The organism is Silicimonas lutimaris (genome assembly GCF_047314965.1).
Taxonomy (GTDB): Bacteria; Pseudomonadota; Alphaproteobacteria; order Rhodobacterales; family Rhodobacteraceae; genus JAVJUV01.
Genome location: NZ_JBLBVK010000022.1, coordinates 1 through 17,223, shown reverse-complemented (window position 1 = coordinate 17,223; position 17,223 = coordinate 1). Strand labels below are relative to the sequence as shown.

The 17,223-nt window shown below is 61.7% G+C and carries 20 protein-coding genes; all 20 read left to right on the top strand.

Annotated elements, in window-relative coordinates; genetic code table 11:
- The 20 genes from fabF (at position 1) to ACKLNI_RS21355 (ending at position 17,176) form a co-directional block, all read left to right on the top strand.
- Positions 1 to 1,263, top strand: coding sequence for a beta-ketoacyl-ACP synthase II (gene fabF / locus ACKLNI_RS01115; protein WP_413717149.1), 1,263 nt, complete (start codon positions 1 to 3; stop codon positions 1,261 to 1,263).
- On the top strand, positions 1,263 to 2,420 hold the full coding sequence (mltG, locus tag ACKLNI_RS01110) for an endolytic transglycosylase MltG (RefSeq protein ID WP_413717148.1): 1,158 nt from the start codon (positions 1,263 to 1,265) through the stop codon (positions 2,418 to 2,420). The genes fabF and mltG overlap by 1 nt, the downstream gene beginning before the upstream one ends.
- A gap of 200 nt (positions 2,421 to 2,620) precedes the next feature.
- The gene (locus ACKLNI_RS01105; RefSeq protein ID WP_413717147.1) at positions 2,621 to 2,953 is read left to right on the top strand and encodes a hypothetical protein; all 333 of its coding nucleotides are present in this window, start codon (positions 2,621 to 2,623) and stop codon (positions 2,951 to 2,953) included.
- Positions 2,943 to 4,247 carry a DNA-packaging protein gene (locus tag ACKLNI_RS01100; protein WP_413717146.1) on the top strand — a complete coding sequence of 435 codons (1,305 nt, stop codon included), beginning with the start codon at positions 2,943 to 2,945 and terminating at the stop codon, positions 4,245 to 4,247. Before ACKLNI_RS01105 ends, ACKLNI_RS01100 begins: the two co-directional genes overlap by 11 nt.
- A 43-nt stretch (positions 4,248 to 4,290) precedes the next feature.
- Positions 4,291 to 5,478, top strand: coding sequence for a phage portal protein (locus ACKLNI_RS01095; protein WP_413717145.1), 1,188 nt, complete (start codon positions 4,291 to 4,293; stop codon positions 5,476 to 5,478).
- The gene (locus tag ACKLNI_RS01090; protein WP_413717144.1) at positions 5,471 to 6,043 is read left to right on the top strand and encodes an HK97 family phage prohead protease; all 573 of its coding nucleotides are present in this window, start codon (positions 5,471 to 5,473) and stop codon (positions 6,041 to 6,043) included. The genes ACKLNI_RS01095 and ACKLNI_RS01090 overlap by 8 nt, the downstream gene beginning before the upstream one ends.
- A 35-nt stretch (positions 6,044 to 6,078) precedes the next feature.
- On the top strand, positions 6,079 to 7,266 hold the full coding sequence (locus tag ACKLNI_RS01085; protein ID WP_413717143.1) for a phage major capsid protein: 1,188 nt from the start codon (positions 6,079 to 6,081) through the stop codon (positions 7,264 to 7,266).
- Positions 7,267 to 7,406: 140 nt separating this feature from the next.
- Positions 7,407 to 8,006, top strand: a complete 600-nt coding sequence (locus ACKLNI_RS01080) for a head-tail connector protein (RefSeq protein WP_413717142.1) — start codon at positions 7,407 to 7,409, stop codon at positions 8,004 to 8,006.
- Positions 8,003 to 8,338: a head-tail adaptor protein gene (locus ACKLNI_RS01075; RefSeq protein WP_413717141.1), complete on the top strand. Its 336-nt coding sequence runs from the start codon at positions 8,003 to 8,005 to the stop codon at positions 8,336 to 8,338. The genes ACKLNI_RS01080 and ACKLNI_RS01075 overlap by 4 nt, the downstream gene beginning before the upstream one ends.
- On the top strand, positions 8,335 to 8,745 hold the full coding sequence (locus tag ACKLNI_RS01070) for a DUF3168 domain-containing protein (RefSeq protein ID WP_413717140.1): 411 nt from the start codon (positions 8,335 to 8,337) through the stop codon (positions 8,743 to 8,745). The genes ACKLNI_RS01075 and ACKLNI_RS01070 overlap by 4 nt, the downstream gene beginning before the upstream one ends.
- A gap of 25 nt (positions 8,746 to 8,770) precedes the next feature.
- A complete protein-coding gene (locus ACKLNI_RS01065) occupies positions 8,771 to 9,184 on the top strand; it encodes a phage major tail protein, TP901-1 family (protein WP_413717139.1) in 414 nt (137 codons plus the stop codon).
- Positions 9,184 to 9,501: a gene transfer agent family protein gene (locus ACKLNI_RS01060; protein ID WP_413717138.1), complete on the top strand. Its 318-nt coding sequence runs from the start codon at positions 9,184 to 9,186 to the stop codon at positions 9,499 to 9,501. Before ACKLNI_RS01065 ends, ACKLNI_RS01060 begins: the two co-directional genes overlap by 1 nt.
- Complete coding sequence (locus ACKLNI_RS01055) at positions 9,498 to 9,704, top strand: phage tail assembly chaperone (protein WP_413717137.1); 207 nt, start codon at positions 9,498 to 9,500, stop codon at positions 9,702 to 9,704. The genes ACKLNI_RS01060 and ACKLNI_RS01055 overlap by 4 nt, the downstream gene beginning before the upstream one ends.
- Entirely contained in the window at positions 9,691 to 10,326 is a 636-nt protein-coding gene (locus tag ACKLNI_RS01050) for a phage tail tape measure protein (protein WP_413717136.1), read from the top strand. The genes ACKLNI_RS01055 and ACKLNI_RS01050 overlap by 14 nt, the downstream gene beginning before the upstream one ends.
- Before the next feature lie 8 nt (positions 10,327 to 10,334).
- Entirely contained in the window at positions 10,335 to 10,967 is a 633-nt protein-coding gene (locus tag ACKLNI_RS01045; RefSeq protein ID WP_413717135.1) for a phage distal tail protein, Rcc01695 family, read from the top strand.
- Positions 10,964 to 11,848 carry a DUF2163 domain-containing protein gene (locus ACKLNI_RS01040; protein WP_413717134.1) on the top strand — a complete coding sequence of 295 codons (885 nt, stop codon included), beginning with the start codon at positions 10,964 to 10,966 and terminating at the stop codon, positions 11,846 to 11,848. Before ACKLNI_RS01045 ends, ACKLNI_RS01040 begins: the two co-directional genes overlap by 4 nt.
- Entirely contained in the window at positions 11,845 to 12,273 is a 429-nt protein-coding gene (locus ACKLNI_RS01035; RefSeq protein ID WP_413717133.1) for an NlpC/P60 family protein, read from the top strand. Before ACKLNI_RS01040 ends, ACKLNI_RS01035 begins: the two co-directional genes overlap by 4 nt.
- A 22-nt stretch (positions 12,274 to 12,295) precedes the next feature.
- The gene (locus ACKLNI_RS01030) at positions 12,296 to 16,189 is read left to right on the top strand and encodes a baseplate multidomain protein megatron (protein ID WP_413717132.1); all 3,894 of its coding nucleotides are present in this window, start codon (positions 12,296 to 12,298) and stop codon (positions 16,187 to 16,189) included.
- A complete protein-coding gene (locus ACKLNI_RS01025) occupies positions 16,182 to 16,892 on the top strand; it encodes a DUF2793 domain-containing protein (RefSeq protein WP_413717131.1) in 711 nt (236 codons plus the stop codon). Before ACKLNI_RS01030 ends, ACKLNI_RS01025 begins: the two co-directional genes overlap by 8 nt.
- Positions 16,892 to 17,176 (top strand): DUF7742 family protein, encoded by a 285-nt coding sequence (locus tag ACKLNI_RS21355; protein WP_488199634.1) that lies wholly within the window; start codon positions 16,892 to 16,894, stop codon positions 17,174 to 17,176. Before ACKLNI_RS01025 ends, ACKLNI_RS21355 begins: the two co-directional genes overlap by 1 nt.
- The last annotated feature ends 47 nt before the right edge of the window (positions 17,177 to 17,223 follow it).

The following is a 17,223-nucleotide window of genomic DNA, read 5'->3' as shown; positions in this document are numbered from 1 at the left end:
ATGCGTCGGGTAGTTGTCACAGGGCTTGGGATGGTCTCGCCGCTGGCGTGCGGTGTCGAGGAGACATGGGCGCGGCTGTTGGCCGGTCAGTCGGCGGCCGGAACGATCTCGCGGTTCGACGCAAGTCACCTCGCGACGACCTACGCCTGCGAGATACCGCGTGGAGACGGGTCGGACGGGACCTTCAATCCGGATGACTGGATGGAGCCGAAAGAGGCCCGCAAGGTCGACGAATTCATCATCTACGGGATGGCCGCCGCTGAACAGGCCGTCAGGGATTCCGGCTGGGCGCCGAGCGATACCGAGAGCCTCGAGCGCACCGGTGTCATGATCGGCTCGGGTATCGGCGGGCTGCAATCCATTGCCGAAACGGCGATCCTGCTGAAAGAGCGCGGGCCTCGGAGGGTTTCGCCGTTCTTCATACCGGGCTCCCTGATCAACCTGATCTCGGGGCAGGTGAGCATCCGTTTCGGGTTCAAGGGGCCGAACCATGCGGTGGTCACGGCCTGTTCGACCGGAGCGCATGCGATCGGTGATGCGGCTCGGCTGATCATGCTGGGAGATGCGGATGTGATGGTGGCGGGCGGCGCGGAAAGCCCGATCTGCGAGATCGGCATCGCGGGGTTCAACGCTTGTAAGGCACTCTCGACAAAGCGGGGCGACGAGCCTCAAAAGGCCTCGCGCCCCTATGATGCCGACCGCGACGGTTTCGTCATGGGTGAAGGGGCTGGGGTCGTCGTGCTGGAGGAATACGAGCACGCCAAGGCGCGCGGCGCGAAAATCTATGCCGAGATTATGGGGTATGGCCTGTCGGGCGACGCCTATCACATCACGGCGCCCTCGGAGAACGGGGAAGGTGGCGAGCGGTCGATGCGCAACGCGCTTCGCTCGGCTGGCCTGACCGGCGCGGATGTGGACTACATCAATGCTCACGGCACCTCGACCATGGCCGATACGATCGAATTGGGCGCAGTGGAGCGCCTGATGGGCGATGCCGCGACGAGGGCGACGATGTCGTCCACCAAATCGTCGATCGGGCATCTTCTTGGCGCCGCGGGAGCGGTCGAGGCGATTTTCTGTATCCTGGCTTTGCGAGATCAGGTTGCTCCGCCGACGATCAATCTGGACAACCCCGCCGTGGAACCGAAACTCGACCTGGCACCTAATGCCAAGCGCGAGCGCGAGATCAAAGTCGCGCTGTCGAACAGTTTCGGTTTCGGGGGCACGAATGCTTCGCTGGTCATGGGTCGGATCGATCGCTGATGTGGCGCAACATCGCTTCCAATGTTTTGACGCTTCTTATCGTTGCGCTCGTCGGCGTAGCGATCGCGATTGGATGGGCTCAGAGGCAGTATGTCGCCGAAGGGCCGCTGGAAGAAGCGATTTGCCTTCAGGTGCCCCGCGGCGGCTCGATGAGTCGTGTTGCGGATGATCTGGCCGCGCGCGGCGCGATCACCAATCCGACGATCTATCGTCTTGGGGCGGACTATGCGGACAAAAGCCAGGATCTGAAGGCAGGTTCCTTCCTGATTCAAGCCGGCGCGTCGATGGCGGAGATCGTCGAGGAGATCACCGGCGACGGGCGGTCGACGTGCGGGACGCAGGTTGTCTATATCATCGGTGTTGCCGGGCAGGAGACGCGGGTGCGCGAGCTTAACCCGGAGACGCAGGAATTCGATGTCACAGCGGAATTCGATCCGGCAGCGGGTGAGTTTCCCGAAGCCTACCTCGCCGCGAAGGAAGATGTGGGTACCGAATTCCTGGTCACCGTTGTCGAGGGTGTCACCAGCTGGCAGGTGGTGGAGGCGCTGAAGGCCTCGGACCTGTTTACAGGAGAGATCGCCGATATTCCGGCGGAGGGCTCTCTTGCCCCCGACGGGTACGAGATTCGTCCTGGCGCCGACCGCGCAGCGTTTGTTGCGAACATGGTCGAGATCCAGGCGCGGAGGTTAGCCGCGGCCTGGGAGAACCGGTCGGAGAATGCGCCGGTGGAAACGCCGGAAGAGGCGATGGTCCTTGCGTCGATCATCGAGAAGGAAACGGCCCTGGCCGAAGAGCGCGGACAGGTGGCGAGCGTGTTCGCGAACCGGTTGCGGCAGGGCATCCGCCTGCAGACCGACCCGACGGTCATCTATGGTGTGACCGAGGGCAAAGGTGTGCTGGGCCGTGGCCTGCGGCAGAGCGAGCTTAGGCGCGAGACGCCGTGGAACACCTATGTCATCGAAGGATTGCCGCCCACTCCGATCGCCAATCCCGGGCTGGCCAGCATCGAGGCCGCGCTGAATCCGGACGACACAGACTACATCTTCTTCGTGGCCAAGACGCTGGATCCGAAGGACGGCCACCTTTTTGCCGAGACCTTGGAAGAGCATAATCGGAACGTGGCGGCGTATCGCGCGCTGGAAAGGGCGGCGGAGTAGGCCGGAAGCTGGCTCCGCGTTAAGGTTTTGTTAATCCGATCGTGCGGTATTGTTATTTTTTATCAATAACTTAACGCTTTACGGAGCGTGCTTTCCAGGGTATACCTTCAGGCAAGATGGACGAACTGACAGAGCGGCAGGGTGATTAGCCCGGGCCGCTTTTTTCTTTGGGTGGGTTCAGCAAGAAAACAGGAGCGACGATGACCGACGATCCGGCGGCCAAGGCTGGGACGGAGGGGGAAACACGACCATTGGCAAAGAGCGGGACTCCGCTGGAGGACCTTCTGCAGCGGTTCCTGTTCATGTCCATGAGGCTTGAACTTGGCGAGGACGTGGCCGGGACCGAGGTTGTCCGTGCGGGCATGTCCCTGGGAACAGTACGAAAGACGATACTTGATGAGGTAAGACGACATGAAGCCCGTGTTCTCAACACAGCGGGTTCTGACAGAACCGACGCACTTGACCTCGACGATATCCGGACTCGTATCGGGCGCCGCCTTGATCGCATCCGGGCCGTGCGAGGTGCAGGCTGAATTTCTGGCCGAGCTGTCCGATGAAGAGGTGAGAGCCTTGCCCTACCTCTTCGAGTTCTGGGCGCTTCCGCATCAGCTTCCGCCAGAGGGTGACTGGAAGACCTGGGTCATCCTTGGCGGACGAGGTGCTGGAAAGACGCGGGCCGGATCGGAATGGGTTCGGTCGCAGGTCGAAGGTGCCTTGCCTGAAGACGGTGGCCCCGCAAGACGGCTGGCTCTGGTAGCGGAGACCTATGACCAGGCGCGCGATATCATGGTCTTCGGTGAAAGCGGCATCATCGCGTGCTCTCCGCCGGACAGGGTGCCACAGTGGGTTGCGGGAGAGAGAAAACTCGTATGGCCGAATGGAGCCGAGGCACGCGTCTATTCGGCCAATGATTTCGAGGCGCTTCGCGGGCCTCAATTCGACGGCGCATGGGCAGATGAGCTGGCCAAGTGGCCGCGGGCCGAGGAGGCGTGGGACATGCTGCAATTCGCGCTCCGACTTGGGGAGAACCCCAGGCAGGTCGTCACCACGACGCCGCGGGACGTTCCTGTCCTGAAGCGCATCCTTGGGCGGAGGTCAACGGTGATGACCTGTGCACCGACCGAGGCGAACCGTGCCAATCTGGCCGCGTCGTTTCTTGAAGAGGTGCATGATCTATACGGCGGCACTCGGCAGGGCCGACAGGAACTGGAAGGGGTTCTGGTCGAAGAAATCGAGGGCGCCTTGTGGAGGGCAGAAACCCTGCGTGGAGCCGTGATAGAAAAGCCGGTGCACCTTGATCGTATCGTTGTCGCGGTTGACCCGCCAGTGACGGGTCATTCGGGTTCCGACGAATGCGGGATTGTCGTTGCGGGGGTTCGGATGGAGGGAAGTCCTCTGAACTGGCAGGCCGTCGTTCTGGAGGACGCCTCGATCCGCGGCGCTTCTCCGAAGGGCTGGGCGGAGGCCGCCATCGCCGCGATGGCGCGGCACGGGGCCGATCGGCTGGTCGCGGAGGTGAATCAGGGCGGCGACCTCGTTGAACAGGTGGTGCGCCAGGTGGATGGGCTTGTGCCGTTTCGCGCCGTGCGCGCGTCTCGGGGCAAGGCCGCGCGGGCCGAGCCGGTAGCGGCGCTGTATGAGCAGGGACGGGTGAAACATGTCCGCGGTCTGCAGGCTCTGGAAGAGCAGATGGGCCAGATGTCGGTGCGCGGCTATGAGGGCAGGGGCAGCCCGGACCGAGTGGATGCCCTGGTCTGGGCGCTGACAGACCTGATGATCGAGCCGGCGGCGCAATGGCGGCGTCCGTGCGTCAGAACCTTGGGCTGAGGTCCGGGAAGACCGCCCCTTGGGGCCGAAGGAGCAAGTTCATATGCTAGATTTTCTGAAACGGCGGGCCGATGCGGTTCGGCCGGAGGCGAAAGCATCGGCTGCGGGACCCGTGATCGCCTACGCCGGCTCGGGGCGCGTTGCATGGAGTGCGCGGGACACCTCGAGCCTGACGCGAGCGGGCTTTGCCGGGAACCCTGTGGGATTTCGTGCCGTGAAACTGATCGCGGAAGCGGCTGCAGCCATACCGTTGGTTTTGCAGGACGGAGAACGGCGCTACGAGACGCATCCGGTGCTGCAACTGGTGCGCCGGCCCAACACCGGACAGGGACAGGCGGAGTTGTTCGAGGCCTTGTTCGGCCAGATTCTTCTGTCTGGCAACGGCTATGTCGAGGCGGTTCTCGACGCATCGGCCATGCCGGTCGAGTTGCACGTTCTCAGGTCGGACCGTATGAGCGTCATCCCCGGCACCGACGGCTGGCCCGTGGCCTATGAATATGCCGTGGGCGGGCGCAAGCATCGGTTTCCGGTTTCGGACGGGCTGTCGACGGTCTGTCACCTGAAGGCCTTCCATCCGCAGGACGATCACTACGGGTTGTCACCGCTCCAGGCCGCCGCTTCGGCGGTGGACGTGCATAATAGTGCCTCGGCCTGGTCGAAGGCGCTTCTGGACAATGCCGCGCGGCCCTCGGGTGCAATCATTTACAACGGTGCGGACGGGCAGGGCACAATGACTCCAGAGCAGTATGACCGGTTGCTGTCGGAGATGGAGGCGTATCACGTCGGCGCTCGGAATGCCGGGCGGCCGATGTTGCTGGAGGGCGGGCTGGACTGGAAGCCGATGGGCTTCAGCCCGAGCGACATGGAGTTCCAGAAGACCAAGGAGGCAGCGGCGCGCGAGATCGCCGTTGCTTTCGGAGTGCCGCAGATGCTGATGGGGATCCCGGGCGACGCCACCTATGCCAATTACCAGGAGGCGAACCGGGCATTCTATCGCCTGACCGTGTTGCCGATGGTGGGCAAGGTCATGGGTGCTGTTTCGCACTGGCTGTCGTCTTTCATGGGAGACGCGGTCGAGTTGAAGCCGGACCTCGACCAGGTGCCGGCGCTGGCGGTGGAGCGTGAAGCCCAATGGAGGCGTGTCGCGAGCGCGGATTTTCTGAGCGATGCTGAAAAGCGTGTCCTGTTGGGGTTGCCGAGGCTGAGCGAAGAGGAGGCCGGTGATGCGTGAGACGAGCGATCTGGGACTGGAGTTGAAATTCACGCGACTAGAGGTCGACCTGTCCGTGACGGATGGCGCCTTGATCGAGGGGTATGCCTCTTGTTTCGGGGTGCGTGATCGCGGAAATGATATCGTGGAAAGAGGCGCTTACGCGGCTTCCTTGAAGCTTCTTGCGGAGGCTGGACGGTCGGTCAAGATGCTGTGGCAGCACGATCCCGCTGAGCCGATCGGCGTCTGGGACGAGGTGCGTGAGGACGAGAAGGGCCTGTTCGTGAAAGGCCGTCTGCTGCCGGAGGTCGCGAGGGCCAGGGAGGCGGCTGCGTTGATCGCGGCGGGTGCCATCGATGGGCTTTCGATCGGGTATCGCACCGTGCGCGCAACCAAGGACGAGGCAGGGCGGCGACGCCTTGCGGAACTGGAGCTTTGGGAGGTGTCGCTGGTCACTTTCCCGATGCTTCCCGAAGCGCGGGTGGGCGCCAAGGGTGAAAGCCCCGGCGACGGCCTGATGCGCGACCTTGCGGCGGTCATCGAAGATGCCCGGCGCGATTTCGCCCGAGGGGCCGAGCGCGGCTGACCGGGACCACTATCCCCAACTCAAGGATTTGGAACATGAGCAAACCCGAGACGACGTCCCGGGGCGGAGAGGCTTTGCCTGACGCCCTGGCGCCGGTCGACGAAGTGAAGTCCGCGCTTGCGGGCCTTGTCGGCGACATCACCGAGAGACTTCAGAAACAGGAAGAGCGACTGACCATGCTGGATCGCAAGAACACCCTTTCCCCGTCGCGCCGTCCGGCGCTTGCCGCCGCCCACGAGGGGGGCGCGCCACATCAGAAGGCGTTCGAGGCCTATCTGCGCACCGGCGACGACGATGCGCTGCGCGGCCTGTCTCTGGAGGGCAAGGCCATGTCGACGGCGGTGGCCGGCGATGGCGGCTACCTGGTGGACCCCCAGACCGCCGAGACCGTCAAGAGCGTTCTACGCGGCGCGTCATCGATCCGGCAGGTGGCCAACGTGGTCAATGTCGAGAGCACGTCTTTCGACGTTCTGATCGATTCAACCGAAGCCGGCGCGGGCTGGGCGACGGAAACCGCCGCCAGCGTTGAGACTGCCACGCCGACCATCGAGCGGATCAGTATCCCGCTGCACGAGTTGTCGGCCCTGCCCAAGATCAGCCAGCGTTTGCTGGATGACAGCGCTTTCGACATCGAGGCCTGGCTGGCGGGCCGGATCGCCGACACCTTCGCCCGTTCGGAGGCCAGCGCCTTCATCAACGGTGACGGGATCGATAAGCCGGTGGGACTTCTGACCCATCCCAAGGTTGCGGAAGCCAACTGGTCCTGGGGGAATGTCGGCTATGTCGTTACCGGAACCGATGGCGGGTTCAATTCCACCAATCCAGGCGACGGTCTGATCGACCTCGTCTATGCGCTTGGGGCGCGCTATCGGGCGAACGGCACTTTCGTCATGAACTCGCGGACGGCAGGCGACGCGCGGAAGATCAAGGATGTCGAAGGGCGTTTCATCTGGACGGATTCGCTGGCTGCTGGTGAGCCCGCGCGCCTTCTCGGGTATCCCGTGCTGATCTGCGAGGACATGCCGGACATAGGGGTTGGCAGCTACTCGGTGGCCTTCGGCGATTTCGCCGCGGGCTATACAGTTGCCGAGCGTCGCGACCTTCGCATCCTGCGTGATCCGTTCTCGGCGAAACCCCATGTCCTGTTCTACGCCACCAAGCGCGTGGGCGGCGATGTCAGCGATTTCGCAGCGATCAAGCTGCTGAAATTCGGCACGTCGTAAGCTTCGGATGCAGCCGGTCCTTCGGGACCGGCTGACAGGGCGCGCGCCGCAAGCCTCGTGTTCTTGCTGCTCCCCTCCGTCCAAGCGACCGGGGTGGCGCGCGTCCGACCTGCCCAGGCGGGAGTCAAATTTGGAGATCGATGACCATGATTTTGATCGAGCAGACCCAGGTGCCGGATGGGGCACTCCCGGTCGCGGAGTTCAGGGACCATCTGCAGCTTGGCAGCGGGTTTGCCGATGACGGGTTTCAGGATGCGGTTCTGATCCCTCAACTGCGCGCGGCTTTGGCACGGATCGAAGGCGAAACCGGCAAGGTGATCCTACAAAGGACGTTCCGTTACGTGGTGACGGCGTGGCGCGAGATGGCGCATGAGTTTCTGCCAATGGCTCCTGTAACGGAGATCCTGTCGTTTTCAGTAAGCGATCGGTCGGGGGGCGTGGAGGTGATCTCGCCGGGCAGCTACCGCCTTTGCGATGATACTCATCGTCCGCAGTTAAAATGGCTCGGTCTGCTGTTGCCGACGATCCCGGTGGGCGGGAAGGCGGAGATCGTCTTTCAAGCCGGATATTCCGCGAATTGGGCCGGTGTGCAGGCGGACCTGAAACAGGCGGCTTTAGTGCTGGCTGCAACCTTCTATGAGGACAGGTCAGGCACCAGGAGTGACGCACTGCCTGACAGTGTGTCGTCGCTTCTGAAGCCCTACAGGCAGGTGAGGCTTTTTGGTGGAGGCCGGAGATGACAGGCCCTTTCAGAAAGAAGCTGGTTCTGGAGGCACGCGTCGCGGTGCCGGACGGGTCTGGAGGGTATTGGGGTGAATGGGAAGTGCTGGGAACCCACTGGGCCGAGGTGATCTTGCGGTCGGGACGACAGGAAGTCGGTGAAGGCTCGGCTCGGTCGCGGGTGAGCTACTCTGTGCGCATAAGAGGGGTCCCGCCCGACGGGCCGTCTCGACCGAAGCCCGGGCAGAGATTCAGGGACGGCAACCGGGTACTCCATATCCGGAGCGTCGCGGAAGCACGATCGGGCAATGCATTTCTGGAATGTCTGACGGATGAGGAGGTGCTGCCATGAGTTACGCTGTATCCGCGGCACTGCAGGCGGCGGTGTACCAGAGCCTTGCCAGTGACAGCGATCTCGCCTCGCTGGTGGGAGCGGCGGTGCATGACCAGATGCCGGCTGGTCCGGTTGCTGGAACTTACGTCAGCCTCGGTCCGGAGGATGTTCGCGATCTGTCAGACCAGACGCACCGGGGCGCAGAACATAGTTTCTCGGTGAGTGTCGTCAGCGACGAAGCGGGCTTCCAGACGGCCAAAAGCGTAGCGGGGCGGATAACGGACATCCTGGTGGACTCCATGCCGGTGCTGACGCGCGGCCGTGTCGTTTCGCTTCGGTTCATTTCGGCGAGGGCGCGGCGGGTACGGGCCGGGCAGACCCGCCGGATCGACCTGAGTTTCCGCGCCATCGTGGAAGATACCTGAGCCATATTTTACGGGAGATGCACCCATGGGCGCACAGAATGGAAAAGACCTGCTGATCAAGCTCGACATGACGGGCGGCGGGCAATTCGACACGGTCGCAGGCCTTCGCGCGACGCGGATATCGTTCAATGCGGAAAGCGTTGATGTCACTTCGCTTGAATCGGCGGGTGGCTGGCGGGAGCTTCTGGGCGGCGCTGGTGTGAAATCGGCCGCGATCAGCGGATCAGGCGTGTTCCGGGACGCGGCAACGGATGAGAGGGCTCGGCAGATCTTCTTTGACGGCGAAGTCCCGGAATTTCAGGTGATCATTCCCGACTTCGGGATCGTCGAGGGGCCCTTCCAGATCACTGCGATCGAGTATGCAGGCACGCATAATGGTGAAGCGACCTATGAGTTGGCGCTGGCGTCCGCGGGCGCGCTGACATTCCAGGCGCTGTGATGGCAAACCCCTGGGAGGGAGAGGTCGCGATCCGGATGGATGGCGAGCGTCGTGTCATGAAACTGACGCTCGGCGCATTGGCCGAGCTCGAGGGTGCTATGGAGGCGGACACATTGATTGCTCTAGTCGAACGTTTCGAGGCGGGTGCGTTCTCGACCCGCGACGTATTGGCGCTGATCGTGGCCGGACTGCGTGGCGGCGGCTGGCGGGGCGACGCGACGGACCTGATGACGGTCGAGATCGAAGGCGGACTGGTCGAGGCGGCGCGGCTTTCAGGGCAGTTGCTGACGCGGGCCTTCGCTTTTCCTGACAGATGACACGGTTCGACTGGGCCGGACTTCTCAGGGCGGGTATGCTTCGGGGTCTCGCTCCGCGCGAGGTTTGGCGGCTTACCCCGGCGGAACTGGCGTTCCTGCTGGGGAAGTCGGATGGACCGATGGCCCTGACACGGGTGCGGCTGGAAGAACTGGCCGTAGCCTTTCCTGATAAGCTGAGAAAGGACGGAGATGGCAGACGATAGTGAACTCGAAGGTCAGCTGGATGCTCTGGAGGGCGCCATGGCCGATGCAGGTGCGATGACGGCCGCCCTTTCAGGCGAGATCCTGAAGATGCAGGGTGCAATGGCGGCCACGGGACGCGACGCAGAGGTCTTGTCGAAGGGCTTGTCGCGCGGGTTGAAGTCGGCATTCGACGGACTGGTTTTCGACGGGATGCGGGTAAGCGATGCCCTGAATGCCGTCGCACGCTCGCTGGTAAATACGGCTTATTCTGCCGCGATCAAACCGGTCACCAACCAGATAGGTAGCCTCCTGGCTCAAGGTGTGGCGGGGCTTTTCGCCAATGGTGCGGCCTTTAGCCAGGGCAAGGTGATGCCCTTCGCGTCGGGCGGTGTCGTATCCGGAGCAACGTATTTTCCGATGCGTGGCGGCACCGGCCTGATGGGCGAGGCTGGGCCTGAGGCGATCATGCCGTTGGCACGCGGTGCTGATGGCAAACTCGGCGTTCGAGCGGCGGGGAGCGGACGTCCGGTTCAAGTGGTTATGAACATTTCGACACCGGATGCGGCCAGTTTCCAGCGCAGCCAGAGCCAGATCGCCGCCCAGATGAGTCGCGCGCTGGGGCGTGCACAAAGGAACAGGTAGGGGCAGGCATGACCTTTCATGAAGTGCGGTTTCCCGCAAATTTGAGTTTTGGTTCTATCGGCGGACCAGAGCGACTGACAGAGATCGTCACGCTGGCAAACGGGTTCGAGGAGCGGAATACGCCCTGGGCGGACTCGCGCCGCCGCTACGACGCCGGTTTGGGGATGCGGTCTCTGTCCGACATCGATGCGTTGATTGCCTTCTTCGAGGCGCGGCGTGGACGGCTGCACGGATTCAGATGGAAGGACTGGTCGGACTATCGATCGTCGGGCTCCCTCGAGGAACCGGGTTTCGAAGACCAAATTCTGAGTATCGGAGATGGAAGCCGGACGGCGTTTCAGCTTCGGAAGATCTACCGGTCCGGAGATGTCAGCTATAGCCGGGACATCAGAAAGCCCGTTCAAGGTACGGTGCGCGTGGGTCTTCAGGGAGACTTTCAGACCGAGAGCGTGGATTTCACTGTCGATCCGGCCACTGGCATCGTGACATTCGCGGACGCACCACCACAGGGCGCGACCGTGACTGCCGGTTTCGAGTTCGACGTGCCGGTCCGTTTCGATACCGACAGCATCCAGACCTCGGTGGCGAGTTTCAAGGCTGGCGACATTCCGAACGTGCCGGTTGTCGAGGTGAGGATATGAATGCCGCCGCGTTGAGCGCGCATTTGAAATCCGGGGTTACAACTGTCTGCAGGGCCTGGGCGGTCACAAGAAAGGACGGCGTCGTACTGGGGTTCACCGATCACGACCGGGATTTGAGGTTCGATGACATCGCTTTTCACGCGTCGACCGGGCTGACTGCGCGTGCCCTCGAACAAAGCACGGGTCTCGCCGTAGATAACGCAGAGGCCATTGGTGCGCTGTCCGACGCTGCGATCCGCGAGCAGGATATTGCGGCAGGGCTTTATGACGGCGCAGCGGTGCGCAGTTGGCTGGTCAACTGGGCTGATGTCGCTGAACGGAGACTGACTTTCCGGGGGACAATCGGTGAGATCGAGCGTCGGGGTCAGGAGTTCAGAGCAGAATTGCGCGGGCTGGCCGAAGCGCTGAACCAGCCGAAGAACTTGGTTTATCAAAAGCCTTGCGCGGCGGTTCTCGGTGATCGGCGCTGTGGGGTGGACACGCTGCAACCGGGAGTGTCGCTGGAGGCGGTCGTGGTTGCGGTCGACGGCGGAACCCGGCTCACCCTTCCAACGGTGCAGGCATTTGCTCCTGGCTGGTTCATCCGCGGCCGCGTCAAGGTGCTCGACGGAGCGGGACAGGGAGCGGTCGGTGTCGTCAAGCGCGATTGGGAGGTCTCCGGCCAGCGCCTGATCGAACTTTGGCAGATGTTGAGCGCCGGACTGGCTATCGGTGACACGGTGCGTGTCGAGCCAGGCTGCGACAAGCGATTGGACACATGTCGGGAAAAGTTCGACAACCTCATGAATTTCAGAGGTTTTCCAGATATTCCGGGCGAAGACTGGCTGGTGTCCTACCCGGTTCGCGCCGGGGTGAACGATGGCGGGAGCCTGAGGCGTTGACCGCCGAAGCAGTCATCGCCGAGGCGCGTAGATGGATTGGGACACCTTATCGGCACCAAGCTTCGGTGAGAGGCGCAGGATGCGATTGCCTGGGTCTTCTGCGGGGCGTTTGGCGCGAGGTATATGGCCGTGAGCCCGAAGAGCCGCCGCCATATTCGATGGATTGGGACGAGGTGGCGCGAGGCGAAGTGCTGATGAGCGCGGCCTGCCGCCATCTGAATGAACGAGAGAGGACCAAGGTGATACCGGGCGACGTCATCTTGTTCCGCATGCGCGAGGATGCCGTCGCGAAGCACCTGGGGATCTGTTCGAGCGCGCAGAGTTTCATTCATGCCTACGCACGGCATGGGGTTGTCGAAAGTCCGCTTTCCGCGCCATGGCGCAGGCGGATCTCCGGCATTTTCGCATTTCCGGATGCGACCTGAACAGTAGTGACAAGGGGGCTTTATGGCCACGATCCTTTTATCAGCGGCGGGCGCGGCAATTGGTTCGTCCATCGGCGGTTCCGTCCTGGGTATCTCGGCGGCGGTCATCGGGCGTGCTGCCGGTGCGACTGTCGGACGGTTGATCGATGAACGGCTTCTCGGAGCGGGATCTCCTGCGGTTGAGACCGGAAAGGTAGACCGGTTCCGTTTAACCGGGGCCAGTGAAGGTGCGCCCATTGCCAACATCCACGGACGGGTTCGCATTGCCGGGCAGGTGATCTGGTCCTCCCGGTTTGAAGAGCGTGTCACCGAGACTGGCGGCGGAAAGGGCGCACCATCGCAACCGGCGACACGAAACTATTCCTATTCAATCAGCCTGGCGATCGCTCTCTGCGAGGGCGAAATCACACGAGTTGGCCGGGTTTGGGCAGATGGCAACGAGATCTCGAAACAGGATTTGACGCTGCGTGTCTACACCGGGACAGAAGACCAGTTGCCGGATGCCAAAATAGAGGCGGTCGAGGGGGCCGGGCAGGTGCCGGCCTACCGTGGTGTCGCTTATGTCGTCATTGAGGACCTGGAGCTTGGGCCTTTCGGAAATCGTGTGCCGCAGTTCAGCTTCGAGGTCATGCGCACTGGAGCGGGCGATCTGGCAGACAATGTGCGGGCTGTCGCGCTCATACCGGGAACCGGGGAATATGCTTTGGCGACGACACCCGTCCATTTCGAGGAAGGTCCCGGACGAAATCGATCGGCGAACGTTCATAGTCCGTCGGGTGGAACGGATTTTTCGGCCTCGCTTGAAGCTCTGAGGGAAGAACTGCCCCGCTGTGGAGCGGTATCGTTGGTGGTGTCTTGGTTCGGCGATGACCTGCGCTGCGGCGTGTGCAGCATACGCCCGAAGGTCGAACAGAAGGATTTGGACGGAGCAGGTATGCCGTGGTCGGTGTCCGGATTGGTGCGTGCAGAGGCAGACGTCGTTCCTGAGGAACTGGGTCGTCCAATTTATGGTGGCACGCCGTCCGATGCCTCCGTGATTGAGGCGATTCGTGCGATGAACGAGGCCGGGCAGGCGGTGATGTTCTATCCGTTCATCCTTATGGAGCAGCTGGAGGGGAACGGACGACCGGATCCCTGGAGTGGCTCGGTTCACCAGCCTGTGCTTCCGTGGAGAGGCAGGATCACGACATCGGAGGCACCGGGACGGCCGGGTGGTCCGGATGGAAAAATCGCGGCTGAGGCAGAAGTCCAGGAGTTTTTTGGATCAGCTCTCGGCACGGATTTTGAAGTGCGTGGCAGTTCGGTCGTTTTTTCCGGTTCGGACCAGATGAGTTACCGCCGCTTCATCCTGCACTATGCGCACCTCTGCGCGGCTGCGGGCGGTGTCGACGCTTTCTGTATCGGTTCCGAGATGCGGGGACTGACACAGATACGTGGTGTGGGAGACAGTTTTCCAGCGGTCGAAGAATTGCGCCAGCTTGCGGCGGAGGTCCGCAGCATTCTTGGGCCGTCCGTTAAAATCGGATACGCGGCCGACTGGTCGGAGTATTTCGGGTATCATCCGCAGGACGGCAGCGGTGATGTTTTTTTTCATCTGGACCCGCTTTGGGCGGATCCGGAAATCGACTTCATCGGCATCGACAATTACATGCCGCTGTCCGATTGGCGTAATGGTTTGGATCACGCGGATGCTGGTTGGGGATCAATATACAACGTCGACTATCTCAAGGCGAACATTGCCGGTGGCGAAGGATTCGACTGGTATTATCGCTCTGTGGAAGCCGAAGCGCTTCAGGTGCGCACGCCGATTTCGGATGGTGCCTATGGTGAGGACTGGCTGTTCCGCTACAAGGACCTGAAGAACTGGTGGAGTGAACACCATCACAATCGCAAGGCTGGCGTGCGCGAGGCCCTGCAGACGGCGTGGCAACCCGGCATGAAACCGATCTGGTTTACAGAATTGGGCTGTGCGGCTATCGACCGGGGGACCAATCAGCCGAATAAGTTTCTCGATCCGAAGTCTTCGGAGTCCTCGTTGCCAAAGTACTCCAACGGTGGTCGCGATGATCTTATCCAGTCGCAATACCTTCTGGCGATGAAGGAGTTCTGGGACGATCCCATCAACAACCCTGTTTCTGGAGTGTATGGGGCTGAAATGGTGGACCCCGGTAGGATGTTTATATGGGCATGGGATGCGCGGCCCTATCCATTCTTTCCGGGGAATCCTGACGTTTGGAGCGATGGTGAAAACTATGGCCGCGGCCATTGGCTAAATGGCCGCGCGACAGCGCGATCACTCGCCAGCGTTGTTCGTGACATCTGCCTGAAAGCGGGGCTGGAAAATATTGATACTGAGGACCTTTATGGCGTTGTTCGTGGATTCTCTCCGACGCCTGGCGCAGGTGCGCGGGCGAGCTTGCAGAGCCTTCTTGTCGCATTCGGAGTCGATGCAATCGAACAGAACGGCCGCATGGTCTTCCGGAACCGGAAAGTATCGTCGCCAATGGCGCTTCAACAAAGCGACCTTGCATGGGGCGAGAGTGGGGCTCTTGTGACTTCCTCGCGAGCGCCTGAAGCTGAAGTCTCGGGTCGCGTTCGGTTGGGTTTCATAGAAGCAGATGCGGATTATGAGGGGCGCTCGATTGATAGTATCTTCCCGGATGAAACGAGTGTCGGGGTTTCCGAAAGCGAAGTTCCGATCGCACTAACTGAGGGTGAAGCGCGGGCGATAGTGGATAGATGGCTTGCAGAGTCGCGGGTCGCGCGAGACATGGCGGCCTTTGCTCTCCCACCCTCTTCGGACTTGGCCGCGGGCGACGTCGTAACCTTGAATGCGAACGGCGTTCTCGGAACCTACCGGATTGATCGGGTCGAGGAAGCGGGTCTCAAACAGATCACCGCGGTGCGGGTCGAGGCGGACGTATATGATGCCGTGTCGGCTGAGAACCACTTGCCAACTACACGGCCGATCGCCGTGCCGCTGCCTGTTTGGGCCGAGGTCTTCGACCTTCCTTCTTTGCCGGGCTCGGAAGCAGGAGAGGCACCTTGGGCAGCAGTTGCCGCAGATCCTTGGCCGGGGGAAGTGGCGATCTATTCTTCGCGGGATGGAGCTTCGTGGCGGCTTGAACAGACTATGTCGAGGCGGGCGGTCATGGGGCAAACTCTGACCGATCTACCGGCTGCTGTTTCTGGCTATTGGGATCGGGGACCTGGTCTCGAGGTACGATTCTTGGAGGCCTCTCTTTCATCGGTCGACGATGCAACTCTGTTCGCAGGTGGCAACACTGCCCTCATTCTCGAGCGATTTGGCGGGCGTGGCGAGTTGTTCCAGTTCAGGGACGCCACCTTGATCGGACCTGAGACCTGGTCGCTGGGTACACGACTGCGTGGGCAGGCGGGAACAGATGCTCTGATGCCGCCCGTTTGGCCCGCCGGGTCAGTTATCATCGTGCTGGACGCGAGCCTTTCGGAACTGTCCCAATCCGCAGGATTTATGGAAGCGCCGAGGCGCTATAGAATTGGCCCTGCCGGCAAGCCGGTCGATCACATCGCCTATACGGAGATAGTCCATCAGGCCAGCGGCCTCGCTTTCATGCCGTTGAGACCAGCCCACCTGAGAGCGTTGTGGGCCGAAGATGGTTCATTGGTTGTAAATTGGATCCGTCGGACCCGGATCGACGGCGATTCATGGCTCCTTCCAGAAGTTCCAATGGGCGAGGCGACCGAAAGCTATTTGGTGCGCGTCGTCGTTGAAGGCATGTTGCGGCGCGAAATTACTGTTTCGACCCCTGGTTGGGTCTATGGCGCCGCTGAACAGGCAGTCGACGGCGTTGGAACCTCGTTTCGCGTCGAAGTGGCACAGATTTCGGACCGAGTGGGGCCGGGACATTATGCAAGGATTGATATCGATGGCTGAGACTTCGAGACTGGCGCTTCCGTTGCTTGAACCAGCACAAGCGCAAAAACATGTCACCGTAAACGAAGCGCTTGTTCGGCTTGACGCTTTGACGCAACTGGTTCTTGGTGGAGTGGAGATGACGACGCCTCCGACAACACCAGCCGAGGGGCAAGTTTACGCCGTAGGAGCCGGTGCCGTGGGGGGCTGGTCCGGACGAGATCACACCTTGGCGGTTTACCAGAACGGTGGTTGGGCCTTTGTCTCCCCCGACGGCGGCTGGAGTGCCTGGGACGCGTCGGCCGGTGTGCCCGTAACGTTTGATGGAGTCTCGTGGGTCGAAGGTGCGGGTGCGTTTTCGCCCAACGGAGCGGGCTTTGTTCAACGCGCTTTAGAGGTGGACCATGCTGTTTCCTCAGGGGCGACCTCGACTGTCGTGGGGGCCATTCCGGCGGATGCAATTGTTTATGGAATTACAGGGCGCGTCCTGTCGACAATTGGTGGTGCTACCAGTCTGGAAGTTGGCGTCGCGGGAAGCACGGATAGGTATGGCAGCGGAATTGGCACGTCCGTCGGCTCCTGGACTAGAGGGATTACTGGTACGCCGTTGGCCTATTATGCACCGACCGATCTGGTGCTTTCGGCGATTGGTGGAAATTTCGACGGCAGTGGAACGATACGGCTTGCTATCCATTTTGCTGAGCTATTGCTGCCTCGGGCCTGATGCGTCGCACTTTACATGGTGACGTGATTTCGGCTGCCCGGGTCCTTGTAGGCGTTCCGCCAGAGCGGCGGCGCTGGGTTCTTGAACGGCTGTTCCGCGAAGCTGAACATGCATCTAGATTTGTTCAGCAAAATGCACGGATGCATCCCATTTATGGTGATGGCAGCCTGTTGGCGGCGGCGCTGCGTCGGTTGTCCTTCCCCCCTAGAACTGGGCCATTACTTTGGCCGCGAGAGGGGGATTGGGCATGGCGAGGAAGCGACATTCAGACGAAGACATCTTGAAGCTGCTGCGTGAGATTGAGCTGAAGCTGACGGCTGGTGGTGATGTG